The sequence below is a fragment of the Mesorhizobium sp. M0772 genome (assembly GCF_040320135.1).
Taxonomy (GTDB): Bacteria; Pseudomonadota; Alphaproteobacteria; order Rhizobiales; family Rhizobiaceae; genus Mesorhizobium.
The window spans coordinates 124,168-140,247 of the sequence record NZ_JAMYPB010000006.1; the positions used below are offsets into that span (position 1 = coordinate 124,168).

At 62.4% G+C, this 16,080-nt stretch carries 15 protein-coding genes; 3 read left to right on the plus strand and 12 right to left on the minus strand.

The genetic code is table 11. The features are described from left to right. The first annotated feature begins 85 nt into the window (after positions 1-85). Positions 86-913, plus strand: a complete 828-nt coding sequence (locus tag NKI06_RS06150; protein WP_352984485.1) for a phosphate/phosphite/phosphonate ABC transporter substrate-binding protein — start codon at positions 86-88, stop codon at positions 911-913. On the opposite strand, the gene NKI06_RS06155 is transcribed toward NKI06_RS06150, so the two are convergent. The 10 genes from NKI06_RS06155 to minC form a co-directional block, all read right to left on the minus strand. Next, on the minus strand, positions 878-2,185 hold the full coding sequence (locus NKI06_RS06155; protein WP_352984550.1) for a M24 family metallopeptidase: 1,308 nt from the start codon (positions 2,183-2,185) through the stop codon (positions 878-880). The two genes, NKI06_RS06150 and NKI06_RS06155, sit on opposite strands and share 36 nt — an antisense overlap. Positions 2,186-2,240: 55 nt before the next feature. Beyond that, positions 2,241-3,770: an ArnT family glycosyltransferase gene (locus tag NKI06_RS06160; RefSeq protein WP_352984487.1), complete on the minus strand. Its 1,530-nt coding sequence runs from the start codon at positions 3,768-3,770 to the stop codon at positions 2,241-2,243. 84 nt (positions 3,771-3,854) lie between these two features. Continuing rightward, complete coding sequence (locus NKI06_RS06165; protein ID WP_352984489.1) at positions 3,855-6,425, minus strand: GcvT family protein; 2,571 nt, start codon at positions 6,423-6,425, stop codon at positions 3,855-3,857. An 18-nt stretch (positions 6,426-6,443) separates the two neighbouring features. Continuing rightward, the gene (locus NKI06_RS06170; protein WP_352984491.1) at positions 6,444-6,908 is read right to left on the minus strand and encodes an endonuclease domain-containing protein; all 465 of its coding nucleotides are present in this window, start codon (positions 6,906-6,908) and stop codon (positions 6,444-6,446) included. 30 nt (positions 6,909-6,938) lie between these two features. Beyond that, entirely contained in the window at positions 6,939-7,520 is a 582-nt protein-coding gene (locus NKI06_RS06175; RefSeq protein WP_352984493.1) for a dihydrofolate reductase family protein, read from the minus strand. Positions 7,521-7,685: 165 nt separating this feature from the next. Next, entirely contained in the window at positions 7,686-8,222 is a 537-nt protein-coding gene (locus tag NKI06_RS06180; protein WP_352984495.1) for an SRPBCC family protein, read from the minus strand. After that, a complete protein-coding gene (locus tag NKI06_RS06185) occupies positions 8,219-8,665 on the minus strand; it encodes an ArsR/SmtB family transcription factor (RefSeq protein WP_023747864.1) in 447 nt (148 codons plus the stop codon). Before NKI06_RS06185 ends, NKI06_RS06180 begins: the two co-directional genes overlap by 4 nt. Before the next feature lie 292 nt (positions 8,666-8,957). Beyond that, positions 8,958-9,230: a cell division topological specificity factor MinE gene (gene minE, locus NKI06_RS06190; protein WP_023684809.1), complete on the minus strand. Its 273-nt coding sequence runs from the start codon at positions 9,228-9,230 to the stop codon at positions 8,958-8,960. Further along, on the minus strand, positions 9,227-10,042 hold the full coding sequence (gene minD / locus NKI06_RS06195) for a septum site-determining protein MinD (RefSeq protein WP_023670342.1): 816 nt from the start codon (positions 10,040-10,042) through the stop codon (positions 9,227-9,229). Before minD ends, minE begins: the two co-directional genes overlap by 4 nt. A 49-nt stretch (positions 10,043-10,091) precedes the next feature. Further along, entirely contained in the window at positions 10,092-10,922 is an 831-nt protein-coding gene (gene minC, locus NKI06_RS06200; protein WP_352984498.1) for a septum site-determining protein MinC, read from the minus strand. 210 nt (positions 10,923-11,132) lie between these two features. On the opposite strand from minC, the gene NKI06_RS06205 reads away from it, so the two are divergent. Both NKI06_RS06205 and NKI06_RS06210 read left to right on the plus strand, forming a co-directional pair. After that, a complete protein-coding gene (locus NKI06_RS06205; RefSeq protein WP_023693880.1) occupies positions 11,133-12,185 on the plus strand; it encodes a Bug family tripartite tricarboxylate transporter substrate binding protein in 1,053 nt (350 codons plus the stop codon). After that, entirely contained in the window at positions 12,185-14,143 is a 1,959-nt protein-coding gene (locus tag NKI06_RS06210; protein WP_352984499.1) for a tripartite tricarboxylate transporter permease, read from the plus strand. The genes NKI06_RS06205 and NKI06_RS06210 overlap by 1 nt, the downstream gene beginning before the upstream one ends. 8 nt (positions 14,144-14,151) lie before the next feature. Here NKI06_RS06210 and NKI06_RS06215 read toward each other — a convergent pair whose 3' ends face one another. Continuing rightward, a complete protein-coding gene (locus tag NKI06_RS06215) occupies positions 14,152-15,093 on the minus strand; it encodes a class I SAM-dependent methyltransferase (protein ID WP_352984501.1) in 942 nt (313 codons plus the stop codon). Then, positions 15,042-16,049 (minus strand): hypothetical protein, encoded by a 1,008-nt coding sequence (locus NKI06_RS06220; protein ID WP_352984502.1) that lies wholly within the window; start codon positions 16,047-16,049, stop codon positions 15,042-15,044. The genes NKI06_RS06215 and NKI06_RS06220 overlap by 52 nt, the downstream gene beginning before the upstream one ends. Positions 16,050-16,080 lie beyond the last annotated feature (31 nt).

The following is a 16,080-nucleotide window of genomic DNA, read 5'->3' on the forward strand; positions in this document are numbered from 1 at the left end:
CCCCGGACATCCCGGTGTCGGCCAATTCTGATTGGACGCCGCGTTTTTGCGATCCTTTCCCGAGCCATGATGATTGAGTGTCGGCATGAGTGAATTGATTGCGGCATTGCCGATGTACGACTGGCCCGAAGTGCGCGGCGAGGTCGACGCGCAATGGGCAGCGTTGCGCGAGGCTTTTCGGCACAAGGGCGTCGATGCACCGCAGACAATCGTGCGCCGCAATGGCGACCTGCCGCCGGTGCCGGGCGGTATCCAGGACGCCGAGGGCAGACTGATCGCGCCCGATCCGGCGACACTGCCGCCGAACGAACTCGACCATCATCAGCTTTGGCTCCATCCGGCGCTGCTGTTCGCGCAGACCTGCTGGGGGCCGATGGAACTTGGCCTGAACAAGCATGTGCAGGTGGTCGGCCAGCCGAGCTACGACGCTTACGAAGGCGGCCAGGGCGAACTCTATTCCAGCGCGCTGGTGATGCGCACGGCCGAGGGACCGGAAGTTCGCTCGCCCGCGGATGGCAAAGCCTTGCTGCCGCTCGATCTGATGCGTGGCAAGCGTTTTACCTACAACAGCCTCGATTCGATGTCGGGCATCATCGCGCTGACGCGCGACCTGCAGGCCGCCGGCGAAAGCCTGGATATCTTTTCCTCGCGCAGCGAAAGCGGTGGCCATCGCCGCTCGATTATCGCGGTCGCCGAGGGCAAGGCGGATATAGCTGCCATCGACTGTGAGAGCTGGGCGCTGGCGCAGCGTTTCGAACCTGCGGCAAACGCCGTGAAGGTGGTCGGCTGGACGGCAAGGCGCAAAGGCCTGCCCTACATCACCGCCAGGACGACGCCGGAAAAGACGCTCAAGGCTCTGCGCGAGGCGCTTGCCGGATCAGCCGAGCAGCCTCGCATCCAACGGGTAGGTTGAAAGCTGCTCGTTACCGGTCTCGGTGATCAGGATCTGTTCCTCGATCTTGACGCCCTCATGGCCGCCGAGACGGCCGATATAGCTTTCCACGCACAGGACCATTCCCGGCTCCAGCACGCCGTCGGGCGTGTCCGGCGTCCAGTCGCTTGCATGCGGCAGGGTTGGATACTCGTCGGCGAGGCCGACGCCGTGATAGAGCACGCCGTAGCGCGCCGGGAAGCAATCTCCCGGCGGCACCACCGAGCGTTCGACCAGGTCGCGGAAGGATATGCCGGGCTGCATCAGTTGCGTGTTGTGGGCGATCTGGTCGGCGGCGATGTGGAAGAGGTCGCGCTGCTCGTTCGACGGCCTGGCGTCACCGCAAAGCCAGGTGCGGGAGAGATCGGCGCAGAAGCCGTAGGGACCGATCAGGTCGGTGTCGAAGGCGACGAGGTCGCCTTCCTCGATCACCCGCGACGAGCATTCCTGGAACCACGGATTGGTGCGCGGCCCCGAGGCAAGCAGCCGGGTTTCGATCCATTCGCCGCCGCGCGCAATGTTGCCGCGGTGGAGTTCGGCCCACAATTCGTTTTCGGAAATGCCCGGCGTCAGCGCCTTCTCCATTTCACCCATCGCCGCTTCGCAAGCGACGATTGCGCGGCGCATGGCGAGGATCTCGTCCGGCGATTTGATCAGCCGCGCATTTTCCATCACCGCTTCGCCATTGCCAATCGAGATGCCGAGCCGGGCGAGTTCCTCGACGCCTTCCGGGTTGATGTGGTCGACCGCAATGCGGCTGTTGCCGCCGCCATGCTCCTTGACCAGATCGGCGATGCCGGCCGCCCAGCGGCGGACTTTATGCTCGGTCAGCTCACCGCCATAGAGGTACATCCACGACACTGCCGGCCGCACCTCGTCAACTACGCCGGAATGGTCGGACAGATGCTCGCAGGAGAAATAGTCGAACAGCACCACGGGCCCCTCAGTGGCGATGAAGCAGTGGCGGGTCGGATTGTGCGCGACCCACAGCTGCATGTTGGTCGAATCGGTGGCGTAGCGGATGTTGACGGGGTCGTAGAGCAGCGCGCCGGCGTAGTTTCGGCGCTTCAGTTCGGCTCGGATGCGCTCGAGCCGGTATTGGCGCATCGCGGCAAGATCGGGCGCGGCGATGCCTGCCGCTTGCCATTCGGTTTCAGCCAGCGCGCCATAGCCCAGCACATGCTGGTTCAGCGACGCCGCTTTCTGGCGCGAGGCGTCGCGCAAGGCTTCGACGGAGCCCGGCTCGAACGGCATGATCTTGCGGTAACGGCCGAACCCTTGTTTCTCCACCCGACGCCTCCCTGCCGACTTACTGTGGCGCTGCGCCCGCGGCCGCTTTCTTCAGCCGCGTGACCGTCAGCGTGCGGGTGGGCGGCTCGCTGTCGAACAGCATCGGGACGACCAACTGCTGCGGCGAGCCGTCAGCGACATAGCCGGCCTCGCTCAAGGCCCGCAGGATGCCCTCGGGAGGTTCCTTGTCATTGGCCATCACGAGCACCGCCGGCTCGATCAGCAAATGGCCGAAGTTCGGCATCTCGTCGTCGAGCACGACCAGATCGGGATCGACAAGACGCAGATTTCCCACCCAGTGCCAGCTCGATATCGCCGTGCGAACCGGACCGTTTGCCGTCAGCTGGCCATAGAGCGACTGGTAGTCGACACGCACGATGCTGCCGCGGCTGTCGCCGCCATTGAGGTGCGTGTACCAGGTCACCGGCAGCACGAGGATGGCAAGCGTTGCGCCGACAAAGACGACGACGTCCTGCACCTTCCTTCCCTTGTCGCCTCTGGCATCCATCCGCAAGGCCAGCGCGACCGGCAGCAACACAAGGATGGGAAGCATCCAGCGATCGCGAAATTGCGTCGTCCCGCTCGCCAGGACGAGCACGATGGTCATCGCCAGGGCAAAAGCGATGGTGCGCCACACCAGTTTCTCGGTCCATGGCGCCGGTTGCAGCGCGGGCGCTGGCTTTTTCCATGCGATGAGCAAAGCCGCGACGAATATGCCGGCCGGCAACACGGCGAAATACAGGATAGCCTTGCCCAGTCCGCGCATTCCGTAGAATGCGGTTTGTATGGCGCTTTCTCCTCTGCCCATGCCGAAGCCGCCGCTGTGCGACAGCAACTGGTCGGTGTAGGTCAGGTTCCAGTAGAGCGTCGGCAGGCAAAGCAGCACCGCCACGACAAGGCTGATCGAAAACCGGCGGTTGAGGATGACGCCGCGCGTTTCGCGCAGCGACAGGGTGGACAGCATCAGCGCGCCGAGAAAGATCGCGTTGTTGTATTTCGACAGGATGGCGGCGGCCATCGCCACGCCAAACAGCACATAGGTGGCCAGCGAACGCCGCTGCACCAGTTCAACGAGCGCAAGAAACAGCACCACTGAAAAACAGAAAGCGGCGATCGAGTGGGTGAGGGCGTGCTGCATCTCCCACACCATCTGCGGAAACAACAGCAGGCCGAACAATGCGGCGGCGCCAGCGCGGCTGGAATAGCCCAGGCGGCGGACAGCGATGAAAACCGACGCCAGCGCCGCTCCGATCAGCAGGTACTTCACGATCTTGAGCGCCAGGATGTTCGTTCCGACCACGGCGGCGACGAGGCGGGCAAGCCAGGTGTAGAGCGGCGGCTGCGAGCCGCCATAGCCAGCCCAGAGGTAGTGCATGTACATCAGCTGTTCGGAATCGTCGACGCCGACACCGGTTCCTACGACATGGGACAGCAGCGCCATCACCACGATCTGGACGACGCAATAGACCGCGACGCAGACCAGTGCGGCGTTGAAGGGACCGACCTTGCCTTCGCCGAGCCAGTCCGTCCATTTCTCTAGATACTGCAAGGGGATCGTCTTCTCATCGAGGGAAAATGCCTGCGGCCAACTGCCGAAGGCCCCTTACACGATCTCACGCTCCCTGTCGCCTTTTCAGGTCCGCATCTTCTCGCCGCTGGGGTCGAAGGGCGCCTCGACATTGATGCGCGCCGGACGCCGGTGGCCGAGGATCTCGATCTCGAACAGTCCGGCACTTTCGTCCTCGGCGAGTGCCGCCGGCACATAGCCCTGCGCCATCGACTTCTGCACATAGTGCGCATAACCGCCCGAGGTGACCCAGCCGACCACGCGCCAGTCGCCGTCGACGATGCCGCGCACGGCGGAAGCGCCTTCGGCAGCCTTCGAGCCACGCACTTCCTTGCCCGCCATGTCGAAGCGCGGCGCGCCATAACCATGCGGCTTTTCCACCGTGCCATAGTCCTTGCCGACCTTGGCCCAGATCGGCTCGTCGCCCATGACATCGGCGTCGGCCGCATCGACGATGAAGGAAACACGGCGCAGTTTCGGCCCTTCCGCCTGTTCCTTGGCGGCGGCTTCGCGGCCGATGAAGTCGTTCTTCTCCAGCTTGATGAAGCGGTCCATCGCGCCTTCGAACGGGCCGTAGATCGGGCGCAGCTCGCGGTACCAGGTCGGGAAGTTCTTCTCCAGGCGCATGGAGAGCAAAGCGCGCATGCCGAAATCGACGAGGCCGAACTCCTGGCCGGCGTCCTTGATCGCCTTGTAGACCAGACGCTCATAGGCCGGCGCCATCCAGATTTCATAGCCGAGATCGCCGGTATAGGTGATGCGGTTGACCATGCAGGGCGCGCCGCCGACCGCCATTTCGCGGAAATCCATGAAGCGGAAAGCTTTCGTCGAGATGTCGACATCGACCAGGTTCTGCAAGAGGTCGCGCGATTTCGGCCCGGCGATCGACAGGCCGACGAGCGTCTGATCGAAGCGGTGGATGCGCACCGAACCATCCTTCGGCAGGTGCTTTTCGAACCAGCGCATGTGGTACTTCTGCGCGGCGGACGAACCCCAGATCATAAATCTGTCTTCGCCTGCCTTGGCGATGGTGAAGTCGCCGATCAGCTTGCCGAACTCGTTGATCATCGGCGTCAGCACGATGCGGCCGATCTTCGGCATGCGGTTGGTCATCAGCCGGTTGAGGAAATCCTCAGCCGCAGGTCCCGACACTTCGTATTTGGCGAAGTTGGCGATTTCGGTGACGCCGACGCGTTCGCGCGTGGCGCGCACTTCCTCGCCGATAGGACCGAAATCGTTTGAGCGGTGGAAGGAGACGACGTCCTTCGGCTCCTTGCCCTTCGGCGCGAACCACAGCGGGGTCTCCAGGCCCCAGCTATCGCCCATTACGGCGTTGTTGGCGAGCATCGTGTCATAGAGCGGGGTGGTTTGTGCAGGGCGCGCAGCCGGCAGCTCTTCATTGGGGAAGCGGATGGAGAAGCGGCGCGAATAGTTTTCGCGCACCTTTGCGTTGGTGTAGCGCAGGCCGGCCCACTCGCCGAAGCGGGCGACATCCATGCCCCAGACGTCGAAGCCGGGATCGCCATGCACCATCCAGTTGGACAGCGCGAGGCCGACGCCGCCGCCCTGGCTGAAGCCGGCCATGACGGCGCAGGCGCACCAGAAATTGGTCAGGCCCTGCACCGGCCCGACCAGCGGATTTCCGTCGAGCGCGAAGGTGAAGGGGCCGTTGATGATCTGCTTGATGCCGGCTTTCTCGATGCCGGGGAAATGCTTGAAGCCGATCTCCAGCGACGGCGCGATGCGGTCGAGGTCGGGCGGCAGCAGTTCATGGCCGAAATCCCACGGCGTATTGACCGGCGACCAGGGTTTGCAGGCTTTTTCATAGGTGCCGAGCAGGATGCCGTTGCGCTCTTGGCGGGTGTAGATCTCGCCCTTGAAGTCGAGCACGCCGATCATCTCGCGGCCGGTCGATTTGTTGAATTCCTCGACCTCGGGCATCGGCTCGGTGAGCAGGTACATGTGCTCCATGGCCAGCACCGGCAGTTCGACGCCGACCATGCGGCCGATCTCGCGCGCCCACAGGCCGCCGCAGTTGACGACATGCTCGGCGTGGACGGTGCCCTGTTCGGTGACGACGTTCCAGGTGCCGTCAACTTCCTGCGTCAAGTCGACGACGCGGTTGCGCAGCACGATCTCGGCGCCCAGCTTCTTGGCCGCCTTGGAGTAGGCGATCGTCGTGCCGGAGGGATCGAGATGGCCTTCGACCGGATCCCACATGGCGCCGACGAAATTGGTCTCGTCCATCAGCGGGAACATCGCCTTGGCTTCGGAGGGCGTGATCAGCTCGGTGTCCATGCCGAGATAGCGGCCCTTGGCGTGGGCCAGGCGCAGAAAATCCATGCGCTCGGGCGTATCGGCCATCATCACGCCGCCGGTCAGATGCAGCGAGCAGGACTGGCCGGAGATTTCCTCGATCTCCTTGTAGAGCTGCACCGTATAGGCCTGCAGTTTGGCGACGTTGGGATCGCCGTTCAGCGTGTGGAAGCCGCCGGCTGCGTGCCAGGACGAGCCGGAGGTGAGCTCGGAACGCTCGATCAGCATGATGTCGGTCCAGCCGGCCTTGGCCAGATGGTAGAGCACCGAGCAGCCAACGACGCCGCCGCCAATGACAACCGCTTTAACGTGAGATTTCATGAGAGATAGGTCCGTTTTTTAAGAGATTGAATCGAATGGGCGTGGCGTGAAAACAAAGCGGAGATCGGCCGCAGCGACGTTCTCGGCCAACCTGCCATCAAGCGCGGCAAGGATGGTTTCGCAGACGGAAGTGCGATGGTTCAGGACGTCATGGTTCCAGAGACGCAGGATCGAATGGCCTTGCGCGCGCATGAAATCGTCACGGCGACGGTCATAGGAGCTGCCGGCGTGTTGATGGCCGTCGATTTCCACGACAAGCCATTTTTCGCGGCAGGCGAAGTCTGCAAAAAAGGGTCCGATGGAAAACTGGCGGGTGAAGCGATAGCCGCCAAGCTTGCGCGCCTTCAATTCAAGCCATAGCAATGCTTCCGCCTGATTGCCGCCTTGCCTCAGCGTTCGCGCGCGTTGGGTGGTGCCCATCTTGCGGCGACTGCGGGTTTCATGAGCGCCTTCCCCCACTCCGTCGCCGCTTCGCGGCGCCACCTCTCCCCTCCGGAGGGAGAGGAAAAGAGGCTAACTCGCCAGCCCATACACCAGGCTCACCCGCCCATCCGACAGCTGGCCGACCTGGCGCAGTTCCAGTCCGTGCCGGGCGTGCACCTTGCCAAACAGCGCCTTGCCGTCGCCGGCGAGCAGCGGATAGACGATGAGCCGCATTTCATCCACTAGCCCCGCCTCGATCAGGCTGGCGGTGATGCTCGCGCCGCCCATGAGGTAGATGTTCTTGCCGGGCTCGCGCTTCAGCGCCGCGATGTCGTCGAGGCTGCGCAGGAAGCGCGTCGATGCCCAGGCGGCCGAAGTCATGGTGTTCGACAACACATAGTGCGGTGTCTTGGCGGCAAAGCGCGCCCATTCGAGTTCGGCCGGGTCGACCAGCCTGCCGGTCATTGGCAATGGCTGGTCCGGCTCGTTCTCAAGGATCGCGCTCCAGTAGCGCTCATAGCCGGCATACATCACGCCGCCGAGCAGGCAGGCGTCGATCTCAGGCATCAAGCCGTATTCCTCCGACCAGTTGTCGACCCAGTCGGCGAAGCCTTCGGGGCCCTCCATCTTGCCGTCGATGGAGATCTTCATTCCGGTGATCAATTTACGCATGACTTCCTCCTTCGGGCTTGCGGGATGCAAGCACGTTGCCTGGTTTCACTTCCGATGACGCGCCGCGGTGTCTGCCGAAGGCGCGTGTTTCGCCGGCCCTTGCGCCGGCATCCGGCGCAAGGGATCGATGGGGCCCGGTCGGACCGGGCGATGCGTCAGGTCAGGTCAGGCCGGCAGGCGCCGGTCGTATTCCGCCACGAGACGGCTAAAGCTGTCCCAGAACGGTTCGGGTTTCTCGGCCGCCACGCGGGCAACCAGGAGCTCGAGATGCACGTGCCAGCCTGCGGCATGCATCATCAGGCTCGAGCGGTCCGGCAGGCGGCGGTGGACCAGGGTGAGCAGAACGTCGTCGCCGCGCTGCGCCAATTCGAAGGTGACATTGCCGCTGCCGTTCCAGGTGATGGTGAGCTTGCGCGGCGGATCGCACTCGACGATCTGGTTGTGCATCCGCTGCTCGCCGCCACTGAAGCTGGCCGGCCTGTCGCCGGGCGGATCGGTCAGTTCGTCGTTGCGCCAGACCAGCTCGAAGGAAGAGCCTTCCTCCATCTCCATGTCGCCGGCCGCCAGCCATTTGCGGCGCAGATCGCTCTGCGTCAGATATTCCCAGACGCGCTCCCTGGTTCCGGGCAAAAGCCGTTCGATCCTCAAAGTGGCCGGCTGGATCAGCTGGGCGTAGCCGTCGAAGCTGTTCATCTGGTTCATCGGTCGTCTCCCTCGGATGATGTTGGCCTGGATGTGTCTGGCTTGGGTGATTCCGGCTTGGATGGTTCCGGATTTGCCGGTGCCGGCGTTGACGGCGTTGTCGACGTTTTGCGCCCCGCCTCCTCGCGCAAAAGCTGTTCGAGGACATCGAGGCGGCTGTTCCAGAAACGCGCGTATTGGCCGAGCCACTGATAGGCGGTGGCCAGCGGGCGGGCCTCGAGGCGGCAGACATGGGTGCGCCCGCGCACTTCGCGCCGGATCAGCCCGGCATGCTCCAGCGCCTTGATGTGCTTGGAGGCTGCGGCCAGCGACATGGCGAAGGGCTGCGCCAACTCACTCACCGTACGCTCGCCGCCGGCGAGGTGGTTAAGCATGTTCCGGCGCGTGGCATCGCCAAGGGCGTGAAAAACCTGGTCCATCTGGGGCGTCTCTAATTCAACCATGTAGTTGAATATAGAGATGCGATTTTAGATAGTCAACTGGTTGGTTGAATGTTTTTTGATAGGGTGACTGATCGGCGAAGCCGCGAAGGAGTGCCCAATCTCCCCCCTCGTGGGGGAGATGTCCGGCAGGACAGAGGGGGGCGCGAAGGATCGCTACGTTCGACAAGTCGTGTCGGCTAGGACCGACTTCGGCCCAAGCCGTTGCCAAACAATCGACAGGCCGGCGGGACAGTGCCCCCCTCTGGCCTGCCGGCCATCTCCCCCACAAGGGGGGAGATCAGCAGCTTCAATCTCACCCCGCCATCGCCAGCGGCACCGCGCTCTTGTTGGGGATCTGGATGTCGATCTCCAGCGTCGACATGGTCTCGCCGCGGTCCATCGAGACCTGGAGATAATCCTGGTCGATCTGCACATGCTTGGCGATCACCGCCATGATCTCCTCGCGCAGGATGGAGACGAGATCGGGCTGGCTGCGGTTGCGGCGCTCATAGGCGAGAAGCACTTGCAGCCGTTCGCGCGCTACCGGCGCGCTGGTGCGCCGCTTGAAGATGTCGAGCAGGTTCATGCCGCCCTCCTTCCCAAAAGACGATCGAGGAAGCCCTTGCGTTCGAAGGGCACGATGACCGGCAGCTGTTCGCCCTCGAGCCGCTTGGCCGCGTCGATGTAAGCCTTGGCAGCGGCGTTCAGCGGCTCCGACAGCGTCACCGGCGAACCGAGATTGGAGGCGCGCAGCACATCCTGGCTTTCGGGAATGATGCCGAGCAGCGGCACCGACAGGATTTCCAGCACATCGTCGATCGACAGCATTTCGCCCCGCGCGGCGCGTCCCGCATCGTAGCGCGTGACCAGCACATGCTTGGCGATCTGCTCGCCCTCCTCGGCCCGCAAGGTGCGGGAATCGAGCAGGCCGATGATGCGGTCGGAATCGCGCACCGACGACACTTCCGGATTGGTGACGATGACCGCCTCGTCGGCAAAGCGCATGGCGAGCTGCGCGCCGCGCTCGATGCCGGCCGGGCTGTCGCAGAAGACGTAGTCGAACACCGAGCGCAGCTTGCCGATGACCTCGGCGACGCCCTCCTCGGTCAGCGCATCCTTGTCGCGCGTCTGCGAGGCCGGCAGCAGGAACAGCGTCTCGACCCGCTTGTCGCGGATCAGCGCCTGCGACAGCTTTGCCGAGCCCTGGATGACGTTGACGAGGTCGAACACCACGCGCCGTTCGGCGCCCATGATCAAATCGAGGTTGCGCAGGCCGACATCGAAATCGACCAGCGCCACCTTCTTACCGGTCTTGGCGACCGCCGCCCCCAGGGCCGCCGTCGAGGTCGTCTTGCCGACGCCCCCCTTGCCCGAGGTGACCACCACTACCTTGCCCATCAATAAAGCCTCCGTTGTTGTTCGTTATGTCGTTGTCGGGCGAGACGCATTAGCTGAAAGGGGCGATGCGCAGCATGCCGTTGTCGAGAAATGCCTGCACAGGCTTGCCCCGGACTGACGGGTCCATCTCCTCGGCCGTGCAATACCAGCCATCCACCGACAGAAGCTCGGCCTCGTTCCTGCGGCAGAAGACGCGCGCCGCCGTGTTCCCTTGAGCGCCCGCCGAAGCGCGGCCGCGCAGCGTGCCATAGACGTGGATCGAGCCGGTGGCGACGATCTCGGATCCGGAGGCGACGGAGCCCAGCACGATGACATCGCCATGCGGGTGGAAGACCAGCTGCCCTGAACGGATCGGCGAGCGGATCATCAGCGTGCTGGCGTCGGGTGCGGCGATTTTGGCGTCTTTCGGCTGTGCCTTGGCATCGCTCGCCGGTTTCAAATCGCCCGCCTTCAAATCGCCGGCCTCTGCCTTGATGTCACCGGCCGCCTTCATGTCGCTTACCGCAGTGTCCTCCTCCGCCCTGCCCGCCTTGCGGCTCGGCTGCAGCAGCCCGTCGGTGGTCGCCTCCTTGGCGCCGACCAGCACTGGCGGCAGATGCGTGCCAAGCTCGGCGCCACCATCGAGTTCCATGGCATAGATGCGGATTCCGCGCTGGCCGAGCAGATCGACCAGCGCTTCGATGGCCACGACATCGGGCTTCAGCACGTTGAGATCGAGCACCACCGGGCGCCCGGCAAAATAGCCCGGCGAATTGCCGACCCAGCGATCGAGGCTCTCCAGCCAAACATCCAAAGGCGCCTCTGGCGTCAGCGTGAAAGCGACGAAGGAGCGGGCGCGAAAGCGAATGGACTTGGCCTCGAGGGGAGCGGCAAAGGTCACGGCGGGCGATTCCTTACTGAGAGGTAAACGCTAGCCGTGGTATGGTTAATGAAAGGTTAATGAACTGAATAACCGCATGGCAGATCGGACGCCAATTGGCGACACAGACCGCGACATTCACGAAACTAAGCGCGATTGCTAAGGAACAACGCTGGCGTTGCAAGGGCTATCTAAAGTATCACCACTGGGTGAAATCTGGGGCTTGGCGAGATGAAGTTCTTTCGTGTGGCGTTGGCGGCAATCACCGCCGCGGCAATCTACCTGCCGTCCGCGGCAAGCGGCGGCGAGATCGCTTGCGCAACCACCTACGCCGGCCGGCGAATCACCCTCGTTGTCCCCAACGCTGCCGGCGGCGGCTATGATACCTATGCCCGTGCATTTGCGCCGGCCCTTGCCAGCACGACCGAGCTCGATGTCAGGGTCGTGAATATGCCCGCGGCAGGCGGATTTGCGGCGCTAAAGCGTGTAACCAATGCGCCATCCGACGAACTGGTCCTTATGATTGAAAGCGTCTCCGACATAATTTCGCAAGGTGACATTCCGGCTGGCGTCGACAACTGGATGAATCGGCTAAATCCGATAGGACTGATTCACATCGATCCCGAAGCGTGGATCGTTCGGAACGATGTCGATTTGCAAAGCGCCAAACATCTGGTCGCGTCGGTTTCATCGCTTGAAGCCGGCATCCTGCCGATAGTGCTCACCGCGCACCTCCTCGATATCAAGGTCGACGTGGTCTCGGGCTATGAAGGCAGCGGCGCACTCATGTCCGCGCTCCTGCGTGGCGAAGGCGATATGACATCCAATTCATTGACGACAGGCTTGCGCTCGACCGCCGCAGGCGAAGCCAAAGTCGGTCTGGTTCTCACGGAGGGACCTGACCCGAACGCGCCAGGCGTGGCTTTCCTGGCGGGCGAAGGAGGGTTGGTGTGGCAGCGCAGCCAAGGCCTTTCCAAGGAGAAGCAGGAAGAACGATTGCGGTTGGCCATCGCCGTCGCGAAAGCTTCGGCGACAGCGCGGGGATTTTTTGCCCCTGCCGACATGGAGCAGAAATCGCTAGGTTGTCTTCGTGACGCCGTCTCCGCCGCGGTCAAGAGCGATGGGTTCAAGGTGGCGCTTGAAGCTCAGAAACGTCCAATCGAGCCGCGCGACGCCGACGAGACCGTCATCGTGATCAACGATATGCTCAGTGCCTTCCATGAGGCGGAAGCGTATCTGAAAAAACACCCGGAACTCGAGCGGGATGCGCGAGCAACGCGCTGATGACCGGATATTGGGCTGCCCTCGGCACTGGACTGGGCAATGTATTCTCCTGGCCGAACATACTGATCCCGGTGCTTGGCACCTTGGTTGCCATGGCTACGTCCTTTCTTCCAGGGATTGGCGGCGCCAGCCTTGCAACCCTTCTGCTGGTCGCAACCGTGCATTGGGATCCGGTATCGGTGTTGTTGCTGTTTGGCGCCCTGACCGGCGGCGCGACCTTCATGGGATCTATAACGGCTATCCTCTTCAACATACCGGGCAATGCGCCAAGCGCGGCAACCCTGCTCGACGGCCATCCGATGTCCAGGGCCGGCCTGCCTCGCACCGCGATAGCCGCCGCGGCAACGGCCTCGGCCGTCGGATCGGTTTTTGGCGTCCTCGTCCTCTTAGCGCTCATGCCGATCATTCGGCCGTTCATCCTGCAATTCGGACCGTTTGAATACGTGCTGCTCGGCGTATGGGGCCTGTCGACGATCATTGCGGTTCCAAGCACGTCCCGTCTGAAAGCGCTGGCGATGGCGCTGCTGGGACTTTTGGTCGGTCTTGTCGGAACTGATCCGACCTATGGCCAACCACGCTGGACGTTTGGGAGCATCGCTCTCTTCGACGGCGTCGACATGGTCGCGCTGCTGCTTGGCTTTTTCACCGTTTCTGAAATCATCTCGTGGCGAAAAAGATTGCAGCTTGAAAAAGCGGCTGGCCTGGAAAACGCGAACGACTCGACCTGGACCGGTATGCTTGCTGTCTTTCGTCATTGGGGACTAACAATGCGATCGTCGGCCATCGGCGTGTTGGTCGGCATCATTCCAGGTGTTGGAGGAACGGTCGCCAGCTTCGTTGCCTACGGGCAGGCGATCCAGACAACCCCCAAGGACCAGCGCTCAAGGTTCGGATCTGGTGACATCAGGGGCATCATTGCGCCGGAAGCGGCCGTCGATTCGAAGGACGGAGGCTCGCTTCTGCCGACCGTTGCCTTCGGCCTTCCCGGCAGCGAGGGCGGCTTGATCCTGCTGACAGTCCTGACGGTACACGGCATCGTTCCGGGCATACCGATGCTGACGACCGGCTTGCCCCTGACGTTCACGTTGATTACCGCGCTGCTGCTGTCGAACCTGCTGACGTCCGCAGTGGGATTGGCGTTGACACCATATTTTGCGCGCCTGACTGCTCTCAGGATCGACCGCATCGCGCTCCCGATCATTGTCGTCAGCTTCGTGACGATCGTGCAGCTAAACGGGCTGCTGATCGATCTGTACGTAGCCGTCGCTTTCGGGCTGGCCGGCTACATGCTGAAGCGCCTCGACTGGCCGCAAATTCCTTTTGTCATATCATTCGTCCTGGGCGGCTTCATCGAGCGAAACCTGGCGCTCAGTGTGGAGTTGGCCCGTGTCGGCAGGCTGAACCCTCTACAACGGCCGGCGTCGTTGACGATCATGGTCATAATCGCGCTTTCCCTCGCATGGATCGTGCGCGGTGGTGTTTTGCCGCCGCGACGTGTCAAGCCAAAGCGTGCCGATGCCGCAGTCGCATGGCTGTTGACCGGTGGATGCGCTGTGCTGGCAGCGATATCGCTCCAAGGGCAGCCAGGCTATTCGATCTTCGCGCAGGCCGTGGCCTGGTGTTGTCTGTTTGCGATGCTCGCGGTCGCCCTTGTGCAAACGATCTCGCTTGTTGGCCACGAGAAACAGGGAGGCGAAAGGACCCATACGATCCCGGAAAGCCATCGTGTGCCGTTGATGATGATGCTCGTGTTGCCGGTCGCTGTCTGGCTGGCGGGCCTCCCGGCGGCGCTGTCCCTGTTTACCCTGGTATGGATTGCAGCCGGTCAGAAGCTGACCTTGAAGTCGGCGACACTGGCATCTTGCACCTCGGTTGCGGTCGCAGTGGCGACCTGGTTTTATTTCGATCGGATAGCCGCTATCGACCTTCCCGCTTCTGCGATGTCGCACTTATTCTAGTGGTCGGGCTACATCCTGACGGCGACGATTTCGTATCTAGGAATTGTCTGAACGCTGTCGGCAGCGGCAAGCGGGGAAACGCTTTTCCCGGTATGATGCTGCTCCGAGCCGACAATCGTCAGGTTGGATTGCTTCAGCATATCCGCAAGGTCTGAATATGTAGTGCGATCTTCATGTAGCGGTTCATCCCAGAGCGCTTCGACGGCCGTCTTCAGCTCCGCCACGGCAGCGGCAGGAAAATGCGCCGCGACGGCGGCCTTCTCGATGGTCGAAAGCCTTCGGCCGATTTCAGCACTGCTGCGAGGCCCCCTCGGCTGGTCTTTTTCCGATAGCAACCTCTGGGAGAGAAGCAGGCGTCCGCCAGGCTTGAGATTACGTGCCCAACTGTCGACCACCTGCTGGCGTGCGCTGCGGTCGAAGAAATTAAGAACGCTATGCGCGACAACTGCCTGCACCGGCGCACAGTCGCAACCGCGAATGTCGGCGCGGTGGGTCTCGAGCGCAAAACCGGCGGAGCGGGCAAACAGCCTGTTCTGTTCGACCGTCGTTTCACAGCGATCGATCAGCACAAATTCGGGCTCGATGCCGACCGGCCTCGTTTGGCCCAGAACCATTGCCGCCAGGCCGGTGTCGGCCGCGCCCGACAGGAGAATCCGACAGCGTCCCTCCTGGGCCACGGCAGCCAATTCACGTCCAAAGAACCCCCCGCCGGCCGGCTTGGCACCTTTCGATTCCAGCAGGCGGATCATGCTCCACGTGCGATGGTAGGGCATACACCCATGGCTCGGGTCACACAGCACCTCAGCCCAATCAAACGAAAAACGGGCAAGTTGCGTGAGTGGTTCGTCGGTGTGGATCGAGATCCGTTGCCCTGCCGGTGGGCTTTCTCGCGGGCCGTTCATTGCGAATGCATCTTCCTTCGCCGGGCCATTCTTGTTCTCCAAAGCCATCTCACCGGCCATATCCAGCGGCCCGACTGAATGAATTGGTAAGATCCGGCTGAAGGCAGGAAGTCGATTCTCCCGGTGCCGGAACTGTCGATTGCCTCGAATGCAACTTTCAACGCCGCGATAATGTGGCCACGTCGTTCCTCACGGGCGGCTGCGCCACCTTTGAACTTCGGAAAAGTCGGATTGGGGTTGACCTCGAATATCACCAATGCGCCGTCTCGCAACGTGTAGTCCACGCGGCCGAACTGGATATGGCCCGTATTGCAGGCGCGAAGCAGGTCCTCAGCGTGCGGATTGTCCTTTACGAAGGCGAGTTCCTCGCGCACGAAATCCGGGTCGGTGCTGCTTGCCGATGACTTAACGTTCCAGTCGACGGACCTAAGTATGTGCTGGGACACAATCGCGTCCCCAATGCGGAATGCGCCATACTTTCGATAGTAGCCGTTCGAATCGCGATCGGCTTCGAAGGAGACGGCGATGCGCCGCTTCATCGGCTTGGCGTTGCCCTGGAGCACGGCGATCGCCTCTTCAAGTTGGCGTGGGTTTTCCAGAAGCTTGGTTTCCGGCCCCCAAAAGCCATCTTCCATCCGGATAAAAACAGGGTAGCGGGTTGGTCGCTCATCCTGCTCCAGACGCGATACTTCGACCGGGTTGTTTCCTCTAATACGAAGCCGGCGGAGCAGGGCGAACCGCTCCAGGACAGTCGCGGGATGGTTTAGAATTCGAGCATCAGGGTCGGCGCGCTTTGCGGCTTCGGCAATATCCGCCGCCGCCATCATTTCCATGCCATTCAGATACTCAAAATCAGTAAAAACCAAGGTACCCGCGGGAAAGTTTAGTCGGCGGAAGACTGACTGATAGGTTTCCATGCGCAAAAGCGGCAACAAGTGCCCTGCCGACGAAATCAGCCGCCGCATCGGCGTCTGATTCAACTCGTGCACCAACACTGTGATCATCGTTGCTCGCCACCCCGTCTCGACGTCGTAT

Bases quoted from the DNA above. Each gene is read 5' to 3' on its own strand.
- NKI06_RS06150 (WP_352984485.1), top strand. From the start codon at position 86: ATGAGTGAATTGATTGCGGCATTGCCGATGTACGACTGGCCCGAAGTG.
- NKI06_RS06155 (WP_352984550.1), bottom strand. From the start codon at position 2,185: ATGCCGTTCGAGCCGGGCTCCGTCGAAGCCTTGCGCGACGCCTCGCGC.
- NKI06_RS06165 (WP_352984489.1), bottom strand. From the start codon at position 6,425: ATGAAATCTCACGTTAAAGCGGTTGTCATTGGCGGCGGCGTCGTTGGC.
- NKI06_RS06175 (WP_352984493.1), bottom strand. From the start codon at position 7,520: ATGCGTAAATTGATCACCGGAATGAAGATCTCCATCGACGGCAAGATG.
- NKI06_RS06180 (WP_352984495.1), bottom strand. From the start codon at position 8,222: ATGAACCAGATGAACAGCTTCGACGGCTACGCCCAGCTGATCCAGCCG.
- NKI06_RS06185 (WP_023747864.1), bottom strand. From the start codon at position 8,665: ATGGTTGAATTAGAGACGCCCCAGATGGACCAGGTTTTTCACGCCCTT.
- minE (WP_023684809.1), bottom strand. From the start codon at position 9,230: ATGAACCTGCTCGACATCTTCAAGCGGCGCACCAGCGCGCCGGTAGCG.
- minD (WP_023670342.1), bottom strand. From the start codon at position 10,042: ATGGGCAAGGTAGTGGTGGTCACCTCGGGCAAGGGGGGCGTCGGCAAG.
- NKI06_RS06205 (WP_023693880.1), top strand. From the start codon at position 11,133: ATGAAGTTCTTTCGTGTGGCGTTGGCGGCAATCACCGCCGCGGCAATC.
- NKI06_RS06210 (WP_352984499.1), top strand. From the start codon at position 12,185: ATGACCGGATATTGGGCTGCCCTCGGCACTGGACTGGGCAATGTATTC.
- NKI06_RS06215 (WP_352984501.1), bottom strand. From the start codon at position 15,093: ATGGCTTTGGAGAACAAGAATGGCCCGGCGAAGGAAGATGCATTCGCA.
- NKI06_RS06220 (WP_352984502.1), bottom strand. From the start codon at position 16,049: ATGATCACAGTGTTGGTGCACGAGTTGAATCAGACGCCGATGCGGCGG.